The 16,996-nt window shown below is 58.8% G+C and carries 17 protein-coding genes and 1 tRNA gene; 9 read left to right on the plus strand and 9 right to left on the minus strand.

Going from position 1 to position 16,996, the window contains the following annotated elements:
- Window positions 1-49: 49 nt before the first annotated feature.
- Window positions 50-1,537, plus strand: coding sequence for an NfeD family protein (locus HP15_RS18910; protein ID WP_041645892.1), 1,488 nt, complete (start codon window positions 50-52; stop codon window positions 1,535-1,537).
- Between the two features lie 37 nt (window positions 1,538-1,574).
- A complete protein-coding gene (locus HP15_RS18915) occupies window positions 1,575-2,378 on the plus strand; it encodes a slipin family protein (protein WP_014578949.1) in 804 nt (267 codons plus the stop codon).
- 39 nt (window positions 2,379-2,417) lie between these two features.
- Here the strand turns inward: HP15_RS18915 and HP15_RS18920 are convergent, their stop codons facing one another.
- The 3 genes from HP15_RS18920 to HP15_RS18930 form a co-directional block, all read right to left on the minus strand.
- The gene (locus HP15_RS18920) at window positions 2,418-2,699 is read right to left on the minus strand and encodes an Lpp/OprI family alanine-zipper lipoprotein (RefSeq protein WP_014578950.1); all 282 of its coding nucleotides are present in this window, start codon (window positions 2,697-2,699) and stop codon (window positions 2,418-2,420) included.
- Window positions 2,700-2,905: 206 nt separating this feature from the next.
- On the minus strand, window positions 2,906-3,469 hold the full coding sequence (locus HP15_RS18925; protein ID WP_014578951.1) for a L,D-transpeptidase family protein: 564 nt from the start codon (window positions 3,467-3,469) through the stop codon (window positions 2,906-2,908).
- 107 nt (window positions 3,470-3,576) lie between these two features.
- Window positions 3,577-5,301: a potassium/proton antiporter gene (locus tag HP15_RS18930; RefSeq protein ID WP_014578952.1), complete on the minus strand. Its 1,725-nt coding sequence runs from the start codon at window positions 5,299-5,301 to the stop codon at window positions 3,577-3,579.
- Window positions 5,302-5,370: 69 nt separating this feature from the next.
- Here HP15_RS18930 and HP15_RS18935 point away from each other — a divergent pair.
- Window positions 5,371-5,444 (plus strand) — tRNA-Gly (locus HP15_RS18935).
- A gap of 24 nt (window positions 5,445-5,468) precedes the next feature.
- On the opposite strand, the gene HP15_RS18940 is transcribed toward HP15_RS18935, so the two are convergent.
- Both HP15_RS18940 and HP15_RS18945 read right to left on the minus strand, forming a co-directional pair.
- Window positions 5,469-6,779: an NAD(P)/FAD-dependent oxidoreductase gene (locus tag HP15_RS18940; protein WP_014578953.1), complete on the minus strand. Its 1,311-nt coding sequence runs from the start codon at window positions 6,777-6,779 to the stop codon at window positions 5,469-5,471.
- 246 nt (window positions 6,780-7,025) lie between these two features.
- A complete protein-coding gene (locus tag HP15_RS18945; protein WP_014578954.1) occupies window positions 7,026-7,631 on the minus strand; it encodes a TetR/AcrR family transcriptional regulator in 606 nt (201 codons plus the stop codon).
- Between the two features lie 117 nt (window positions 7,632-7,748).
- Between HP15_RS18945 and HP15_RS18950 the strand changes: the two genes are divergently transcribed.
- Complete coding sequence (locus HP15_RS18950; RefSeq protein WP_041645893.1) at window positions 7,749-8,303, plus strand: carboxymuconolactone decarboxylase family protein; 555 nt, start codon at window positions 7,749-7,751, stop codon at window positions 8,301-8,303.
- 25 nt (window positions 8,304-8,328) lie between these two features.
- On the opposite strand, the gene HP15_RS18955 is transcribed toward HP15_RS18950, so the two are convergent.
- Window positions 8,329-10,437: a NosR/NirI family protein gene (locus tag HP15_RS18955; protein WP_041645895.1), complete on the minus strand. Its 2,109-nt coding sequence runs from the start codon at window positions 10,435-10,437 to the stop codon at window positions 8,329-8,331.
- 109 nt (window positions 10,438-10,546) lie between these two features.
- On the opposite strand from HP15_RS18955, the gene yghU reads away from it, so the two are divergent.
- Both yghU and HP15_RS18965 read left to right on the plus strand, forming a co-directional pair.
- A complete protein-coding gene (gene yghU, locus HP15_RS18960) occupies window positions 10,547-11,419 on the plus strand; it encodes a glutathione-dependent disulfide-bond oxidoreductase (protein WP_014578957.1) in 873 nt (290 codons plus the stop codon).
- Window positions 11,416-11,976: an LOG family protein gene (locus HP15_RS18965; protein WP_014578958.1), complete on the plus strand. Its 561-nt coding sequence runs from the start codon at window positions 11,416-11,418 to the stop codon at window positions 11,974-11,976. Before yghU ends, HP15_RS18965 begins: the two co-directional genes overlap by 4 nt.
- A gap of 31 nt (window positions 11,977-12,007) precedes the next feature.
- Here the strand turns inward: HP15_RS18965 and HP15_RS22040 are convergent, their stop codons facing one another.
- The 3 genes from HP15_RS22040 to HP15_RS18975 all read right to left on the minus strand — a co-directional run bounded on the left by HP15_RS22040 (window position 12,008) and on the right by HP15_RS18975 (window position 13,366).
- Window positions 12,008-12,181, minus strand: a complete 174-nt coding sequence (locus tag HP15_RS22040; RefSeq protein WP_169702187.1) for a hypothetical protein — start codon at window positions 12,179-12,181, stop codon at window positions 12,008-12,010.
- A 102-nt stretch (window positions 12,182-12,283) separates the two neighbouring features.
- Window positions 12,284-13,027, minus strand: coding sequence for a spermidine synthase (locus HP15_RS18970; RefSeq protein WP_014578960.1), 744 nt, complete (start codon window positions 13,025-13,027; stop codon window positions 12,284-12,286).
- A gap of 6 nt (window positions 13,028-13,033) precedes the next feature.
- A complete protein-coding gene (locus HP15_RS18975; protein WP_014578961.1) occupies window positions 13,034-13,366 on the minus strand; it encodes an ankyrin repeat domain-containing protein in 333 nt (110 codons plus the stop codon).
- 114 nt (window positions 13,367-13,480) lie between these two features.
- Between HP15_RS18975 and HP15_RS18980 the strand changes: the two genes are divergently transcribed.
- The 3 genes from HP15_RS18980 to HP15_RS18990 all read left to right on the plus strand — a co-directional run bounded on the left by HP15_RS18980 (window position 13,481) and on the right by HP15_RS18990 (window position 16,993).
- Window positions 13,481-14,104 carry a YbhB/YbcL family Raf kinase inhibitor-like protein gene (locus HP15_RS18980; protein WP_014578962.1) on the plus strand — a complete coding sequence of 208 codons (624 nt, stop codon included), beginning with the start codon at window positions 13,481-13,483 and terminating at the stop codon, window positions 14,102-14,104.
- Between the two features lie 177 nt (window positions 14,105-14,281).
- Complete coding sequence (locus tag HP15_RS18985) at window positions 14,282-15,133, plus strand: UDP-2,3-diacylglucosamine diphosphatase (protein WP_014578963.1); 852 nt, start codon at window positions 14,282-14,284, stop codon at window positions 15,131-15,133.
- A 180-nt stretch (window positions 15,134-15,313) separates the two neighbouring features.
- Window positions 15,314-16,993, plus strand: coding sequence for an ABC transporter permease (locus HP15_RS18990; protein ID WP_041645897.1), 1,680 nt, complete (start codon window positions 15,314-15,316; stop codon window positions 16,991-16,993).
- Window positions 16,994-16,996: the final 3 nt, after the last annotated feature.

Consider the following 16,996-nt stretch of genomic DNA (forward strand, 5'->3'; position numbering starts at 1 on the left):
CCATCGTATCTGTATCAAGTTGAATTTCTTCCGGATCCGGGGAGGCTTTATGCAGGCACACCGTCCCATGCGATCACAGAATCCCGCCCGCTTCCGGGCCTGGGCTCTGGTATTCCTGGCAGGTGTGCTGCTAGCGCTGGCGTCCCTGGCCCATCAGGTTTTTGCCCAGCAGAAATCCTCCGAAACTGCTCTGGTACTCACCGTTGAGGGGGCTATCGGCCCAGCCACCATGGACTACGTGACCCGGGGCATCCGCCGCGCGGAATCCGAGGGTGCCGGTCTGGTGATTATCGAAATGGATACGCCCGGCGGCCTGATGGATTCCATGCGGGACATCATCAAGGTGATCCTGGCCTCCGACGTTCCTGTCGCGACCTATGTTTCCCCGCAGGGCGCCCGGGCTGCCAGCGCAGGCACCTACATTCTGTATGGCAGTCACATTGCCGCCATGGCGCCTGCCACCAACCTGGGATCGGCCACGCCGGTCCAGATGGGTGGGCTGCCGGGTAGCCCTGAACCCGAGAGCGATCCGGCCTCCGAAGCCCCGAAATCCGAGGAAGGTTCGGATTCCGCCTCCGACTCGTCATCCGACAGCGACCGGCAAGCCAGCGACGACGAAGGCAAACGGCGCGGAGGCACCGCCATGGAGCGAAAGGTTCTGGAGGACGCGGTCAGTTACATCCGCGGCCTGGCCGAACGCCATGGTCGCAACGCCGACTGGGCTGAAGAGGCCGTCCGTGAGGCTGTAAACCTCGGTGCCGAAGACGCGCTGGAGAAGAACGTCATTGATGTGGTCTCTCCCAACCTCCGGGATCTGTTGCAGCAAGTGGATGGACGCACCGTTCGCATGGCGTCAGGCGACAGGACCCTGAACACGGCCAATATGGAAATCGTCAGATCCCAGCCGGACTGGCGGACCCGCCTGTTGTCGGTGATTACCAATCCGAACGTGGCCTACTTTCTGATGATCATCGGCTTCTACGGCATCATCTTCGAGCTGGCCAACCCCGGTGCCGTCGTGCCCGGCGTGATTGGCGCGATTTCGCTGATCCTTGCGCTATTCGCCTTCCAGGTCCTGTCGGTGAATTATGCCGGCCTGGCCCTCATTCTGCTCGGGTTGGCGTTCATCGTGGGCGAGGCTTTTGTGCCCAGTTTCGGGATACTGGGGGTTGGCGGGATTGTCGCCTTCGTGACTGGCTCGATCATCTTGATGGACGGCAGTCACCGGGATATTTCCCTGCCGACCATTGGCGGCACGGCCGTCGTGGCTGCCGGTTTTATCCTGTGGACGGTGACACGGTTTATCGGGCTGCGTCGACGGCATCCGGTCAGTGGTGCTGAACAGATTACCCACGAGGAAGGTGTGGCGCTGGATGACTTCTCCGGAGACCATGGTCATTTTCGCGGCCACGTCCGTCTGAGCGGTGAGCGGTGGAACGCCATCAGCGAAGGACCGGTCAACGAAGGTGACCGGGTTCAGGTGACAGCAATCGAGGGTTTGACGGTAACCGTCAGGGTTATTCCGGACAACGGCTGACCTGGCAGACAAAGTAACGGCAATACAAGGAGGCCGTATGATTGGCGATCTGATTCCCTATTTGGCACCCACGGTGGTGTTACTGCTGATTCTCGCTTCGGCCATCAAGATCCTGCCGGAGTATGAGCGGGGCGTCGTGTTCTTTCTCGGTCGGTTCCAGGGTGTTAAAGGCCCGGGGCTGATCATTGTGATTCCCGGCATTCAGCAGATGGTGCGGGTGGACCTGCGGGTCATCACTCTGGATGTGCCCAGCCAAGATGTCATTTCCCGGGATAACGTGACGGTGCGAGTGAATGCCGTGCTTTATTTTCGTGTCGTGGATCCGGAGCGGGCCATTATCCGGGTGGAGGATTTCAATTCCGCTACCAGCCAGCTTGCCCAGACAACTCTCCGGTCGGTGCTGGGTAAGCACGACCTGGATGAAATGCTGTCAGAACGGGACAAGCTCAATTCCGATATCCAGGAGATCATCGATGCCCAGACGGAGGAATGGGGCATCAAGGTGGCCAATGTGGAAATCAAACACGTGGATCTCAACGAATCGATGATTCGTGCCATTGCCCGCCAGGCGGAGGCCGAGCGTGAGCGGCGTGCCAAGGTCATCCACGCCGAAGGCGAATTGCAGGCATCCAAAAAGCTGGTGGAAGCGGCGGATGTCATGTCTACCAATTCCGGTTCCATGCAGTTGCGTTATCTCCAGACCCTGGCGGATATGAGCAACACAAACTCATCCACTATTGTGTTCCCTCTGCCCATGGAACTGATGACCACGTTCCTGAAGGAGAACAAGCCCTTTACGCCGGATAAATCCGAACCGGAAAAGCCCGATTCCGGGGCATAAAAAAGGCCGGCAATGCCGGCCTCTCTGTTGCGTATCAGCTTATTTCTGGCTGGCACGCTCGAGCATACGCTTGGCACGCTCGTTTGCTTCGTCAGCGGCTTTCTGGGCTGCCTTGGCAGCGGCCAGAGCTTCTTCTGCAGTCTGCTGGGCAGTACGTGCAGAGCTTGCAGCGCTGTTAGCGGTGTTCAGTGCATTTTCTGCAGTGCGCTCAGCGGAGCTGGCGGTTGCATTTGCTTCGTCGATAGCGCCCTGGTCAGTGGTGGCACAACCTGCAGTCAGAGCAGTGGCCAGTGCAATCCCGGCGATCGTCAGTTTACGCATTGTAAATCCCCTTATTGGTCGAGTTATTTCCTGTGATCCGAAAGTCAGTATAGACGACTTCCTGTCAACCTGCGCAGCAACGTTTGTCAGGCAATGACTACCGGAGTCGTTAAACAGTGTAAAACACTGTAAGCGGGAATGTTAACTACAGATACGTAAATTTGCTAAGCATATGACAACAACTTAATGCAGCTGTCAGGTTTGGCTCATGGGTGAATGCTGATAGGGGTTCCGTTGGACACCAGTTGCCAGATTTCGTCCATCTCTTCGTTGGTGACGGCGATGCAGCCATCGGTCCAGTCCAGGCCGGTATAGGCAAAGGCCATGTCGCCCACGTTATTGGGCAGGCCGTGGATCATGATGCTGCCACCGGGGTCCAGGCCCCAGGCGGATGCCAGTTCCCGATCCCGCTCACTGGGATAGGAGATGTGGATGGATTTGTAGAAATCGCTCTCGGCATTGCGCCAGTCCAGGGTGTAATCGCCTTCCGGTGTGCGTTCGTCACCCTCGTACAGCTTGTGGCCTTCCGGATTGTCGCCCAGGGAAATGCGGTAGCTGCGAACCACGTCCTCGCCATCCATCAGGTACAGACGGCGCTCTCCCTTGCGAACCACCACCCTACTGACGTTCTGAATTTCCGCGGGCTCATACATTGTGGCAACCGGCATCCGGGTGTCGGCCTTGGCCAGCAGCTCGGTTGCAACGGCGGTTGGAGCGGCCGCCATGCAGAGCAGGGCGAGGCTGGATAATAGGGCGCGGAAAATGCTCATGTCCTTAACTTACCAATGATTAATCTTTGTACAGGCGTTTTATACCATAGCCCGCAAGGGATCTGTTAAGGGGTTTTGTTAACTTTTTTGGCTATCTGGTTCGCTGATCAACCATTTTGTGAATTGTCCATCTTCAGTCCCACCTTGGTTACCTGGTCAGCACTGGTGGCCCGGGCCACCAGCGTTACCGGGCCAAGGGTAACCACGTCACCGACAACCGGGTGCCCCTTGGTGCGCCTCGCAAAGCATTCAGCCAGGGACAGTTCCGGAGGCAGATCGTCGAATTCAATGCCATAAACCTGCTCGACGTCACCCAGCAGGGCATCGCCGTTGAGCACAAAATCTCCGAAAAATGCGCGTTCAGCCAGGTACTTGGGCGCGTGGCGGCCGCTCAGGGCCTTGCCGAGCTCGGGCAGCACACTGGGGGTTGCGAACATCGCCACCATGTCGCCACTGGAAACTTCCAGATCGGCTTTCGGCTGCAGGCAAACCCGGTTCCGGAAGACGCCGGCGACGGCCGTGTTCTCAGGAAGCCGCAGCTGGCTCAGCCGCCGCGGCGTCTCCCAGATTTCGCCCCGCAGCGGGAACAGCATCAATTCATGGTCGCCGGCGGCCGGCGCATCCAGGGGCAGCCTTCGATAGGGATCCTCTCCGGCCGGAACTTCCAGGCGAAGTTTCCGGGCCAGGGGTGTCATGGTGGTGCCCTGAACCAGGAGCGAGACCAGCACGATAAAGAAAGCCGCGTGGAAGACCAGTTGGGCTTCCGGCAAGTCGGCGATGATCGGGAACAGGGCCAGTACAATCGGCACCGCACCCCGGAGGCCGACCCAGCTGATGAAACCAAGCTCGCGGCGATTGAAGGCAAACGGCCAGAGGGTGAGCATGACCGTCAGCGGGCGGATAATGAAGATCAGCGAGAGGGCCAGGATCAACCCGCCGCCGGCCAGAGGAATCAGATCGGAGGGCGTTACCAGCAGTCCGAGCATCAGGAACAGGCACAGTTGGGCCAACCATGCCAGACCATCGTGTACCTGCAGGATCATCGGCATCATCCGGACATGGCGGTTACCGATCACCACGCCGGTCAGATAAATGGCGAGAAATCCGCTGCCGCCGAGGGCGTTTGTGGCAGAAAACACCGAGATGCCAGCAGCGGCGACCAGAAGGGGATACAGCGAAGGCGTCAGGCGGATCCGGTTGGCCAGCTCAACCACGGCGAAACCGCCAATGATCCCGGCAACGGCGCCGACACCGAACTGCTGCACCAGCATGGTCAAGACCGCCCAGCCCGCGTGGTCGCCATCGTTACCGATGAGCGTGACCAGCATCAGGGTCAGGAAAATCGCCATGGGGTCGTTACTGCCCGATTCGATCTCCAGGGTGGCACTGACCCGTTCGTTCAGGTGCAGGCCCCGCCCCTGAAGCAGTGAAAACACGGCGGCGGCATCGGTGGATGAGATGATGGCGCCAATCAGCAGGGCCGTCAGCCAGTGCAGGTCGAACACCCACCAGGCCACAACTGCGGCACCAGCGGCGGTCATCGCGACCCCGAGCGTAGCGAGCACCAGGGCGGGTTTCAGCCCCACGCGGAAGGTTTCGGCACGGGTGCGCATGCCGCCGTCCAGCAGGATCACGCCCAGCGCCAGATTGGCAATCAGGAACGCGAGCTCGAAATCGTCGAACTGGATGCCACCCGGGCCGTCCTCGCCCATCATCATGCCGACCACCAGAAAGATCAGCAGCACCGGCATGCCCACCCGGCTGGAAAGCGGGCTGAGCACAATACTGATGACCAGCATCAGGGCGCCAATCAGAGTCAGGGTGGGATCCATTGTTGCTCCAGACAGAATGCTTGCCCATTGCCGGGCGGACCGCTTATATTGCTTTCGCGGCCCTTTTTTGCGGGTGTAGTTCAATGGTAGAACGGCAGCTTCCCAAGCTGCATACGAGGGTTCGATTCCCTTCACCCGCTCCACTTCATTGCCGCTCGACTGTATCTCTAGTGTAGTTTGAGTCGGGGTTGCATGGCACGGCTGATTTTATCCATCAGCCAGATAATCCCGGTGCGGAACATGCCGTGCAGGGCTACCTGATGCATCCGGTAGAGGGACAGGTAGAACATGCGGGCCACCTTGCCCTCGATGTACATGCTGCGGCCGGACAGGTTGCCCATCAGATTGCCGACGGTGGTGTAGCGGCTGAAATTGATCAGCGAACCGTGGTCGTTGTAGACGAAGGGCACCGCCTCGCCATTGTCCAGGCGGTTGCAGAGGGTCTTGAACAGGGTGTCTGCCTGCTGGTGCGCAGCCTGGGCCCGGGGGGGAACCGGCAGGTCGGAATCCGGTTGCGGACAGGCAGCGCAGTCGCCGAAGGCGAAGATATTGGCATCCTGGGTGGTTTGCAGGGTCTGTTCCACCACCAGTTGATTGCTCCGGTTCACCTCCAGACCTTCCAGCTCGGCCAGGAAGGCCGGGGCCTTGATGCCTGCTGCCCAGATGGTCATTTCCGAGGGTAATTCGGTGCCGTCTTTCATCACGACCGTACTGGGCCTGACTTCACTTACCGGCTGGCCGGTCAGCACTTTCACCCGCTGGTGTTCCAGCTCCCTGGTGGCCGCCGCAGACAGCCGGCCAGGAAGGGCGGGAAGAATGCGGTCGGCGGCCTCGATCACGGAAATGGAAACGTCCGAGGGCTGAAGGTGGTTCATGCCGTACACCGGCAGCTCGCGGGACGCCAGTCGCAATTCTGCTGCCAGTTCCACACCGGTGGCACCCGCGCCGATGATGCTGATATTCAGGGTATGCTCAGCCCCCTGCAACGCCTCGTGATTCTTGCGCAGAAAGGCGTTGAGCATCAGGTTGTGAAAGCGCCGGGCCTGTTTGAGGCTGTCCAGAAACAGGCAGTTGTCCTGGGCGCCGGGCGTGCCAAAGTCGTTGGCGGTGCTGCCCACGGCAATCACCAGTGTGTCGTAGGGGATATGGCGTTCGGGAACGACCTCTGTGCCGTCGACATCGTGGAACGGGGCTATGACCACTTTCTTGCTATCGCGGTCCAGTCCGCTCATGCGGCCGAGCTGGAATTCGTAGTGGTGTTTGCGGGCATGGGCGCGGTAGTTGATCTCGTTCGCGCTGGCATCCAGGGAACCGGAGGCAACTTCGTGCAGCAGGGGTTTCCAGACGTGGGTCAGACCGGAATCCACCAGCGTGATTCTGGCTTTTCCCTTTTTACCGAGTTTGTTGCCGAGGCTGGTAACAAGTTCGAGACCGCCGGCGCCACCGCCGACCACAACAATGTGATGAAGGTTATCCATACCAATCAGACCTGTAAGTGAAGAGAGCCAAGCACTCTTCAGGCGAGAATGCTTGGCTGTCCTCACTCGGAACCAGACGAGAAGCCGGAATTCGATCGGGAAACAGGGCGGGGCCTGAGCCGGGCAATAATGTTAACGCGCCCGGACCCGTGGATACAATTCTACGGAAGTGCTGTTTCCTTCCGGCCTGGCGCTCGCGAACCTGTGGGTGGCGCGCTCGCCGGAGCCGCAGAAGGAAAAGCGGGTTTAATGTTGGGTGCGATACCCGTCCAGGATGGAGGCCATATCGTCACCAAGGTCTTTCATGGCTTGCGGATCCAGATTGCGTTCACCCATGGATCTCAGGCCCATGATCTGCGCCTGCAGGAGCCGGGCAAGTCGACGGCTGTCTACGGATTGCGCCAGCTCCCCTTTCACCCGAGCCTGCTCTACCAGGTCTGCAAGAGATCCCTCGATCGCGGCTAGAATGCTGTTGGCCTGGTCCGCCAGGGCCGAATGCGTATTGCTGGATTCCAGCAGCGTTTTCACGATCATGCAGGCTCGTGAGGGTGCCGCGCTTCCGTCGCCGCAACTGCAGGCGATGCCGCGCAGATAGTCCTGAAGGCCGTCAACAATGGAATCAAAACCCTTGAGGTGAACGGCCAACTCCCGGCCGCCCTGTTCCGCATAGGCGGCCAGTGCTTCTGAAAACAGACCGTCCTTGCTGCCAAACGTGGCGTAGATGCTGCCCGGCCGCATATCGAGGGCCTGCTCGATCTGCTTCATGGAGCTGCCGTGATAGCCCTTCTCCCAGAACAGGCCAACGGCCTTTTCCAGAGCGGTTTTTCGGTCATAGCGTGCGTGTCTGGCCATAACAACAATTCACCATCGTAGTGATTTGAATGACCGCTCAATTATATATTGAATGATCGCTCAATAACAGTTAGCCTGAAGTATTAATTGAGCAAGCATTCAATAAAGGAGTTGGCAATGACAGATTTCCCCCTTCACGACAAAGACACGGCACCGGAGAAATCCAGACCATTGCTGGACAACTCGCTCAAGGCGTTCGGCATGATTCCTGGCCTGCATGCGGTCATGGCGGAGGCGCCGGGCATCCTTGAGGGTTACCAGCAACTGCATCAACTGGTGCTGGACAGCAGCTTTGACAATGATGAAAAGACCGTCGTCTGGCAGACCATCAACGTGGAAAACGCCTGTCATTACTGCGTTCCGGCCCATACCGGGATTGCCAAAATGATGGACGTGTCTGACGACATTACCAATGCACTGCGGGACGAAACGCCGCTGCCGAGCGACAAGCTCGAGGCGCTCAGAACCTTCACTCTCGCGGTCATGCGCAAACACGGCAATGTCAGCAAAGAGGATCTGGTCGCGTTTTATGAAGCGGGCTACCAGCACCGCCAGGTACTGGAAGTGATTCTGGTATTGTCCCAGAAAGTCATGAGTAACTACGTCAACCACATTGCGGAGACGCCCGTTGATGAGCCGTTCAAGAAGTTTGAATGGCAGAAGAAGCAGTAAGCCGGGCGTACGGCAACGGGACGGGTCAGCCCGCGTCCGTTGCCAGTATGTTCGGCTGTCTTGATCGTTTTTTGGTCTCGAGCCGCTTGTCGACGCACCGGGTGTCGTCCTCGAGAATAACGACGCATTCCAGGCACTGAATGCATTCGTCGTAATCGATCCGGCCATCCTTGCGAATGGCATTGATACCGCACTCATTCTTGCAGTGCTGGCAGGGGTTGCCACAGAGCTCAACCCGGTCCAGCCAGCTGAACAAGCGTAACCGGCCGAGCGCCGCGAGGCCTGCGCCCAGCGGGCACAGGTAGCGGCAGTAGAATTTGTGGATGAACATGCCGATCACAAGCAGGCCGACGGCGTAGAGAACGAAGGGCCAGGAGCGAACGAAAAACAGGGTTATGCTGGTTTTGAATGGTTCCACCTCCGCCATTTTTTCGGCGACGGTCAGGGAGTAGAAAGCGGTGCCCACCAGGGCCAGCAGGATCGGATATTTGAGTAGAATCAGGCGCCGGTGCCATTGCTCGGGCACTTTGATCTGGCGGAACTTCAGTTTCTCGCCAAGCCAGGCGGCCATTTCCTGCAGGGCCCCGAACGGGCAAAGCCAGCCACAGAAAAGGCCACGGCCCCAGATGAACAGGGTTATGAATGTGTACACCCAGAGAATAAAGATGATCGGATCCAGCAGGAACACATTGAGAGAGAAACCGTCCCAGATCGCCAGGAACAGGGTGTAGATGTTAACCACCGAAAGCTGGCCCTGGGCGTAGAAGCCGATAAAGAACAGGGTGAAGAACAGAAATCCCCAGCGGAACCCGTGTACCAGCTTCGGGTTGCGGCTCAGGGTTTTCTGGCGGGCGAAGAACACGGTCAGAACGGTCAGGCCGATTACCAGCAGTGAAATCTGCCACCAACGTTCTTTCCAAAGGCCGATCCAGACCGGTTGACGGGTGTCCTCCGGGTTGGGAGCAACCTCGACGGTTTCGAACAGTTCTTCGTTGAACCGGACCGGGATATTCAGGGACGTGCGGTCCACCATCAGGTGATTGCGGGCCAGTTCTACGTTGAGCTTCAGATTGGCTTCCGCCCCGGGGTTGAAGCCGGCGTTACCGCCCACGCGGAACAGGTTTCCGGCATCGAATGACGGAATGCCGGCCGCCCGGAAATCGAGATTCTGGTCCAGCAGGTTGAGGTCGCGCATTTCCACGGCAAGGTTGTTCTGGGTGAGCCCAACACGGTCCGGAGAGCTGCCAGGAACGAACTCGCGGGAAACGTGGGGAAAGGCGCCCCGGGACATGACGGCCAGAACCTGCGCGCCGTCATCCAGCCGTTGCATGAGGCGCTGGTAGCCATCGTCTCCGAGAAGGTTCCGTCCCACCATGGGCGAATTGATGTAGGCGAAGAAAAGCTCGGTAAAAGGTTCGCCGTCTGCGGGTTCGATGTCCATGGGGTAGTCTGAAAGAGGCCGGCCCAGCTCGGCCTCGATGGATTCGGCAGCAATCTGCCAGTGTCCGATGTAACCGCGATCCACCAGTTGCTGCCAGGACATGGGCTGGTAGAAATCCGCTTTCGCCCGTGTGGGTGCGCTCTGGGCAAAGCCCTCGAGTTTCTTGCGGGCCACCTTGAGGGCTGAAGAGAGCACGGTGTCGTTGATGATCAGGACCGAAACCGTAGCTTTGCTGACACCGTCAAAGTGCACCACGTTGCCGTCGCTGGTTCGTCCGGAACGGCTGGAGTTGGAGGTGCTGACAATAATCTGCTCTTGTAACGAATGCCCTTCGTATTGGTCTACAAAGTCGAACAGGGGGGCTTCGCCCAGGCCATGGAGAAAGACCGGCTCGTGGTGATTCAGCACCTTGATGCCGGTGAAACGCCCTTTGCTGTCGAGGCCGATCAGCATGCTGATCGGTTTGCCGGCAAAGCCCTGTAGGCGGCTATGGTCTGCGGTTTCGTAGGCATAGCCGAGCAGTTCCTGGAGTTGATACACCGGGTACACGGGAAAATCGGGCAGCTTGTCTTCAATGACCGTTGCCGAGGGAAACAACTCCTGAATCAGCGCCCGCTTGCTGTCTGACAGCTCGGCGTGAACCGGGGGCACTAAAAACAGACAGGCAAGAAGGAGCACGATGCGCCCTGCCATGGGGTACTCCTGTGGTTCTTTTTGTTTGAACTTCCATGCTAGAGTTTTCGGCCCCGGGCTCAATGCGACCTCGGAGCCAGCTGAATGCTACTTTGTGAGGAGAAATGCCATGACCGACGCTACCTACACGCCACCCAAAGTCTGGAAATGGGACTCTGAGAGCGGAGGTCGGTTTGCAAGTATCAATCGCCCGATCGCCGGTCCGACCCACGACAAGGCGCTACCGGTTGGCAAGCATCCGTTGCAGCTTTATTCGCTGGCGACGCCCAACGGCGTGAAAGTTACGGTGATGCTGGAGGAGCTGCTGGAGCTGGGTATCAAGGACGCCGAGTACGATGCCTGGCTCGTCAGGATTACCGAGGGCGATCAGTTTGGCAGCGGGTTTGTGGAGGTGAACCCCAACTCCAAGATCCCGGCCATGGTGGACCACAGTGTCACCCCGTCAATCCGCCTGTTCGAATCCGGGTCCATCCTGCTTTACCTGGCGGAAAAATTCGGGGCGTTCCTGCCCAGTGACATCGCCGGACGCGCGGAGACCATGAACTGGCTGTTCTGGCAGATGGGCAGTGCGCCCATGCTCGGTGGCGGCTTCGGTCATTTCTATGCCTACGCGCCGGAATACTACGAGTACCCGATCAACCGCTACACCATGGAAGTCAAGCGTCAGCTGGATGTGCTCGACCGGCAGCTGGCCAATAACCGCTACATCGCGGGCGATGAATACACCATCGCCGATATGGCGATCTGGCCCTGGTACGGCGCCCTGGTGAAAAACAAGGTGTATGACGCGGCCGAGTTCCTGGAAGCTCACACCTACACCAACGTCATTCGCTGGGCGGATGAGATTGCCCAGCGCCCGGCGGTCAGGCGTGGCCGCATGGTCAACCGGGCCTGGGGTGAGCCGAGCAGCCAGCTGCACGAGCGTCACGACGCCAGTGATTTCGAGACCCAAACCCAGGACAAGATTGGTGACGGTGAATGAAGGTCGCGGTCTATTGCGGCTCCCAGTCCGGAAATGATCCGCTTTACGCGGACAAGGCCCGGGAGTTGGGTGATTACTTCGGTCGTAATGGCATTGAGCTGGTGTTCGGTGGCGGCCACGTTGGCCTGATGGGTGTTGTGGCGGATGCGGTCCTGGCCGCGGGCGGCCGGGTCCACGGGGTCATCCCGGAGCATCTGCGGGACCGGGAGCTGGCCCACTCCGGCCTGACCGAGCTGCATGTGGTCAAAAACATGCACGAGCGCAAGGCCCTGATGGCGGATCTGGCTGATGGTTTCGTTGCGCTGCCAGGCGGGATTGGCACCCTGGAAGAACTGTTTGAGGCCTGGACGTGGGGCCAGTTGGGGTTGCATCAGAAACCGTGTGCCATCTACAACGTCAGCGGGTTTTTTGACCCTTTGCTGGCAATGGCAGAAAACATGGAACGTGCCGGTTTTTTGCAGCAGCAATACATCGACATGCTGATCCTGACTGACCAACCGGATCGCCTGCACAGGGCCTTCCGGGACTATCAGAGCCCCGGAGAAAAATGGACCTGATCGTGCAGGGGCCCGGCTCAGTCGGGCCCTGTTACTGCTCGTTCTTGGCTTTCTGAATGGTTTCCAGCTTCTCGTGCAGCAGGGCCTCAAGCTTTATCAGCTTTTCGCGGTTTTCCTCATTTGGCCGATTAATGTACAGATCGACGTAGGTCTTGGTGACCTCGCTCAGTACTGGATGCAGCTTTTTATAGTCTTCCTCGCTCATGGTCAGCACTCCTTTCGGACATAGTGGATTCCATACCAGTAACTATGGATCATCCCCAATAATCATCAAGGACGCAGATCAAGTCCGGGACGATTTTCCAGCTCACTCCATCCGGCTGACTTTCGCCATCAATCGACGCCAGTCTATTGGTAGCCGGTTCTCCAGTTCCTCCAGCACCGGGTCCTTCGGGTGCACCGACTGGAAGTGCTGTTTGCTGGCATAAACCACGGTGTTGTTACTTTTGCTTCGAAAGCCAAGAAGCACCGCAAAGTGCCTCTTGAGCCGCCGGAAGTAAGCCCCCTGGACATCCGGAGTCCGGTGGTAATTCAGCACCAGCCAGCCGTCCTCCGTGAGCACCCGGGCGCACTCATCCACAAACTGTTTCTGGGCCTGTGCAGGGCTCATTCGGTCTGCGTTGTACAGATCGGCCAAAATCATATCCGTGCTCGCCTCCGGCAGCTTTTCCAGGGCATCCCGGGCATCGGCAATGGTGACCTGGAGGCGTTCACTGCCGGGCAGATCAAAAAATTCCCGGGCAGTGTCCAGTACCGCCTGGCGCAGTTCGACGGCGTGTATCCGACACTCGGGATAAAGATGGTGAAAAGCGCCGGCCATCACGCCGCCGCCCAGGCCCAGAATGGTGACGTGGCGGGGGTTGGCAAAGACCGCCGGCAGCATCATGGCCCGGTTGTACTCATGGACCGGCAGATAGGGAAATCGCCGATCAATCTTGCTTTGCTCGAACACCGAATTGAAGGTAAGCACCCGGTGTTTGCGGTAATCGACCACCAGAATGCTGCCCAGGGCATCCCGGGTGTGGTGGATAATCTCGCCTTTGTTGAACATGCCGGCTTACCGGCCGGATTCTTCGAACAGGCGCTTTACGCTTTCGGTTTTTGCCAGCGACAGAGCGGTATTGCCGTTGCTGTCCTTCGCTTCGCGATCGGCGCCTTTTCCCAGCAGCAGGCGTACCGTTTCCGGGTGGCCATGCTTGCTGGCCAGGATCAGCAGGGTCTCGCCCTCGCTGGTGCGCATGTTCACCGGGACGCCGGCATCAAGCATCACGCTCAGAGGTCCGGCACCGCCGTTGCGGGCCAGTTCGAAAATACCCTGGGCGAAGGCAACCGCATCCTCGTCTTTCTGGTTCGCGGGTTGTTGCGGCTTGCCGGGCTTCTGTTGGCTCATCGGGGCTCCGTGGTCAGTTCAATCGATTTTGTGTTAAAAACGTATTATCACAGAATGAGACTGTCCCAGACACAGTCAATGAGCCCAAGGCTAAAAACGACAGGAGGCAACGCCGTGAAACTACAGGTTGAAGGCATCGAAGAAGGCCAGCCGATTCCCGAGAAATTCGCATTCGGGGTATACAGTGAAGATGACCACATGAGCTTCGGTCCCAACCGGAACCCCGAAATTGTCTGGGACGGTGCGCCCGAGGGCACGAAAAGCTTCGTGGTGATGATGTTTGATCCGGATGTGCCCAGCGTTGCGGATGATGTAAACCAGGAAGGCAAGACGGTTTCCAGGGACATCCCGAGGGTCGATTTTTTCCACTGGCTGCTGGTGGATGTGCCTGCCGGCACCACCCGGATTCCGGAAGGCGAAGACAGCGATGGCGTGATTCCCAAGGGCAAGGAGCCGGGGCCCGGTCCCATCGGTATCCGCGGCGTGAACAATTACACCCAGTTCCTGGCGGGCAATCCCGACATGAACGGCACCTACGCCGGGTACGATGGTCCCTGTCCGCCCTGGAACGATGAGATCATCCATCACTACCACTTCGAGGTGCATGCACTGGATGTGGATACCCTTGCCCTGGATGGCGAGTTCGATGGTAACGATGTGCGCGAAGCCATGGCAGGCCACGTACTGGCCAGCGCCCGGGTGACGGGTACCTACACCCTGAATCCGGACCTGCGCTAACGGATTCAGACACCGAGCAGTGATATTCCGGTAACCCAATCGGTTACCGGATAGCGATAGTTCCCTCCCCCTGATTCCTTTCTGAACGTCACAGAAGTGTCTTGTTGTTGTCATGTCCCCGTCACCCGGTCTTGCCAAGGTGTCAGCATCCGGAATGGTTGAAAGACGGGAGGCAAGATGCGGAGCTACCGGAGCGTTTTCATTTCCGATGTGCACCTGGGCACGGCTGACTGCCAGGCCGAGTATCTGCTGGATTTCCTGAACCAGGTCCGCTGCGAAACTCTGTATCTGGTGGGCGATATCATCGACCTGATTGCGATGCAGCGACGGGTTCACTTCCCGGATTCCCATCAGGCCGTCATTCACAAACTCATTGAGCTGGCTGCCAGTGGAACGCGGGTGGTCTATGTGCCCGGTAACCACGACGATTTCCTGCGCCGGTTCTGCGGCCAGACCATTGCCGGTATTGAGCTGCGCTACAAGGCCATACACACCACCGCAGATGGTCGACGCTTCATGGTCTGCCACGGCGACCAGTTTGACCAGGTGGTGCGTTGCAGCCCGCTGATGCTTCTGGTCGGTGACCGTGCCCACGGTATCCTGCTCCGCCTGAACCGCTGGTTCAACGCCTGGCGCCGGCTCAAGGGCAAGCCCTACTGGTCGCTGGCAGCCTGGGTAAAGAGCAGAATCGGCAAGGCGCGCACGTTCATCCGGCGGTTTGAACTGGCGGCGCTGACGGTCGCGGAAAAGGGCAACTACGACGGTTTTATCTGCGGCCACATCCACTCCGCCGGCTTCCTGCGCAGCGAAGATGGTCTTTACTGCAATGACGGCGATTGGGTAGAACACTGCACGGCGCTGGTGGAGCAGGAGAACGGCACACTGGAGCTGCTGCATTGGTCGGAAAACCCCAATGTTCTGGCCAGAGAGCCTGACGCCCCGCATCCGGATGTGTGTGGAGACGCCCGGCCGGTGATTGATGCCCTGCCCACAGCGTTCGTGGAGCAGGTCAACCGGCTCGTCAGCTGAGCAGAGGTGTGCGGCGACCTCGGTCGCGCGCCCTGGCACTCGCTCAGGCCGATCGAGGCTTCACTATCCCTCCTTCAGGGTGGCTATTTTTCATAACGCCATCGTATCCCTTATACTCCGTGTCCCTACCAGCCCTTCATAGGCTTTATGGCTGAACATACGACATCACAGACAAGCGGTTTGGCTGGCTCTGGTCCCGGAACCGGCGCCGCCAGTCATCGCGCGCGTCGTCTCAACGCCTGGACGGTCAGCACCCTCGTGATCGCCCTGCTGGTTGCGATGCCAGTGCTGGTTATCCTTGCCCATGTGTTTTTCCCGTCCGGTGAAGTCTGGCAACACCTTGTCAGCACGGTGCTTGGAAGATACCTCAGTAACACCGTGGTGCTCAGTGTCTCTGTGGCCGTAGGAACCACCCTGATTGGCACTGCCTGTGCCTGGCTGGTGGTTATGTGCCGGTTTCCCGGCAGGCGGCTGTTCGAGTGGGCCCTTCTGCTGCCGCTGGCGGTGCCAACCTACGTAATTGCCTATGCTTACACGGATTTCCTGCAGTTTGCGGGGCCACTACAAAGCGCCTTGCGCGACTGGTTCGGCTGGGAGTTTGGCGACTATTACTTTCCGGATATCCGGTCCCTGGGCGGAGCTGCCCTGCTGATTACCATGGTGCTCTACCCCTACGTGTACCTGCTTGCCCGGGCATCGTTCATGGAGCAGTCGGTAAGTGCACTTGATGTTGGCCGCACTCTCGGCCTGGGGCCGTGGCGTATGTTCAAACGCATTGCTCTGCCGCTGTCCCGTCCTGCGATCATCGGCGGCGTTTCGCTGGTCCTGATGGAAACACTGAACGAGTTCGGGGCAGTCCAGTTCTTTGGCGTCGATACCTTCACCACCGGAATCTACCGGACCTGGTTTGGCCTGGGTGAGCCGGTTGCAGCGGCTCAGCTCGCAGCCTGCCTGCTGGTGTTCGTGGTTCTTGTTGTTGTTCTGGAACGCGTTTCCCGCGGTGGCAAGCAATACCATACCTCGGCACGGTACCAGGCATTGCCCGAGTATTCGCTGAATTCAGGCCAGGCTGCGCTCGCCTTTGCAGTGTGTTTCCTGCCTGTTCTTATTGGTTTTATTGTTCCGGCCCTGATTCTGCTGGAAATGGCGATTACGACCGGCGACAGCCTTTTCGGGACGCGTTTTCTGGAATTCGCGTTCAACAGCCTGATACTCGCCTCAAGCGCGGCGCTGGTTGCCGTAACGCTTGCGGTAATGCTGAGTTACGGCGCACGGCTGAATCCCAGCTCCTGGGTCAGGAGTGCGAACCGGATTGCGGCCATGGGCTATGCCATCCCCGGGTCTGTCATTGCCGTGGGCATCATGATTCCGCTGGCCTGGCTGGATCAGAAGCTCAATCTCTTTCTTCGTGACAACTTTGGTTTCATGGTGGGTCTGGTACTCAGTGGCAGCGCTTTTGTCCTGATCTACGCCTACACGGTGAGATTCCTGGCCGTGTCCTTCAATACGGTTGAGGCCAGCCTGGGGAAGGTTACGCCCTCAATGGACGCAGCTGCGCGAACCCTCGGTCAAACCGCCGGTGGCACCTTGCGCAAGGTTCATACGCCGATCATGCGCAGTAGCCTGCTGGCGGCTGGTATACTGGTGTTTGTGGACGTGATGAAGGAGTTGCCGGCGACCATCATACTCCGGCCGTTCAACTTCGATACCCTGGCGGTCCGTGCCTACAGCCTGGCCTCTGACGAGCGATTGGCCGAATCGGCCATGTCCTCCCTCGCCATTGTTGTGGTCGGGATCATTCCGGTGGTCATTCTGAGCTTGGCGATGCGTCGTTCCCGCCCGGGAAGTAAAACGGGGTAGCCA

Source organism: Marinobacter adhaerens HP15 (assembly GCF_000166295.1).
Lineage (GTDB): Bacteria > Pseudomonadota > Gammaproteobacteria > Pseudomonadales > Oleiphilaceae > Marinobacter > Marinobacter adhaerens.

What these genes read in the sequence shown, in the direction of transcription:
- HP15_RS18950 (WP_041645893.1), top strand. Translation starts at nt 7,749, where the DNA reads ATGACAGATTTCCCCCTTCACGACAAAGACACGGCACCGGAGAAATCC.
- HP15_RS22040 (WP_169702187.1), bottom strand. Translation starts at nt 12,181, where the DNA reads ATGAGCGAGGAAGACTATAAAAAGCTGCATCCAGTACTGAGCGAGGTC.
- HP15_RS18920 (WP_014578950.1), bottom strand. Translation starts at nt 2,699, where the DNA reads ATGCGTAAACTGACGATCGCCGGGATTGCACTGGCCACTGCTCTGACT.
- HP15_RS18955 (WP_041645895.1), bottom strand. Translation starts at nt 10,437, where the DNA reads ATGGCAGGGCGCATCGTGCTCCTTCTTGCCTGTCTGTTTTTAGTGCCC.
- HP15_RS18985 (WP_014578963.1), top strand. Translation starts at nt 14,282, where the DNA reads ATGCGGAGCTACCGGAGCGTTTTCATTTCCGATGTGCACCTGGGCACG.
- HP15_RS18925 (WP_014578951.1), bottom strand. Translation starts at nt 3,469, where the DNA reads ATGAGCATTTTCCGCGCCCTATTATCCAGCCTCGCCCTGCTCTGCATG.
- yghU (WP_014578957.1), top strand. Translation starts at nt 10,547, where the DNA reads ATGACCGACGCTACCTACACGCCACCCAAAGTCTGGAAATGGGACTCT.
- HP15_RS18970 (WP_014578960.1), bottom strand. Translation starts at nt 13,027, where the DNA reads ATGTTCAACAAAGGCGAGATTATCCACCACACCCGGGATGCCCTGGGC.
- HP15_RS18945 (WP_014578954.1), bottom strand. Translation starts at nt 7,631, where the DNA reads ATGGCCAGACACGCACGCTATGACCGAAAAACCGCTCTGGAAAAGGCC.
- HP15_RS18930 (WP_014578952.1), bottom strand. Translation starts at nt 5,301, where the DNA reads ATGGATCCCACCCTGACTCTGATTGGCGCCCTGATGCTGGTCATCAGT.
- HP15_RS18915 (WP_014578949.1), top strand. Translation starts at nt 1,575, where the DNA reads ATGATTGGCGATCTGATTCCCTATTTGGCACCCACGGTGGTGTTACTG.
- HP15_RS18965 (WP_014578958.1), top strand. Translation starts at nt 11,416, where the DNA reads ATGAAGGTCGCGGTCTATTGCGGCTCCCAGTCCGGAAATGATCCGCTT.
- HP15_RS18940 (WP_014578953.1), bottom strand. Translation starts at nt 6,779, where the DNA reads ATGGATAACCTTCATCACATTGTTGTGGTCGGCGGTGGCGCCGGCGGT.
- HP15_RS18910 (WP_041645892.1), top strand. Translation starts at nt 50, where the DNA reads ATGCAGGCACACCGTCCCATGCGATCACAGAATCCCGCCCGCTTCCGG.
- HP15_RS18975 (WP_014578961.1), bottom strand. Translation starts at nt 13,366, where the DNA reads ATGAGCCAACAGAAGCCCGGCAAGCCGCAACAACCCGCGAACCAGAAA.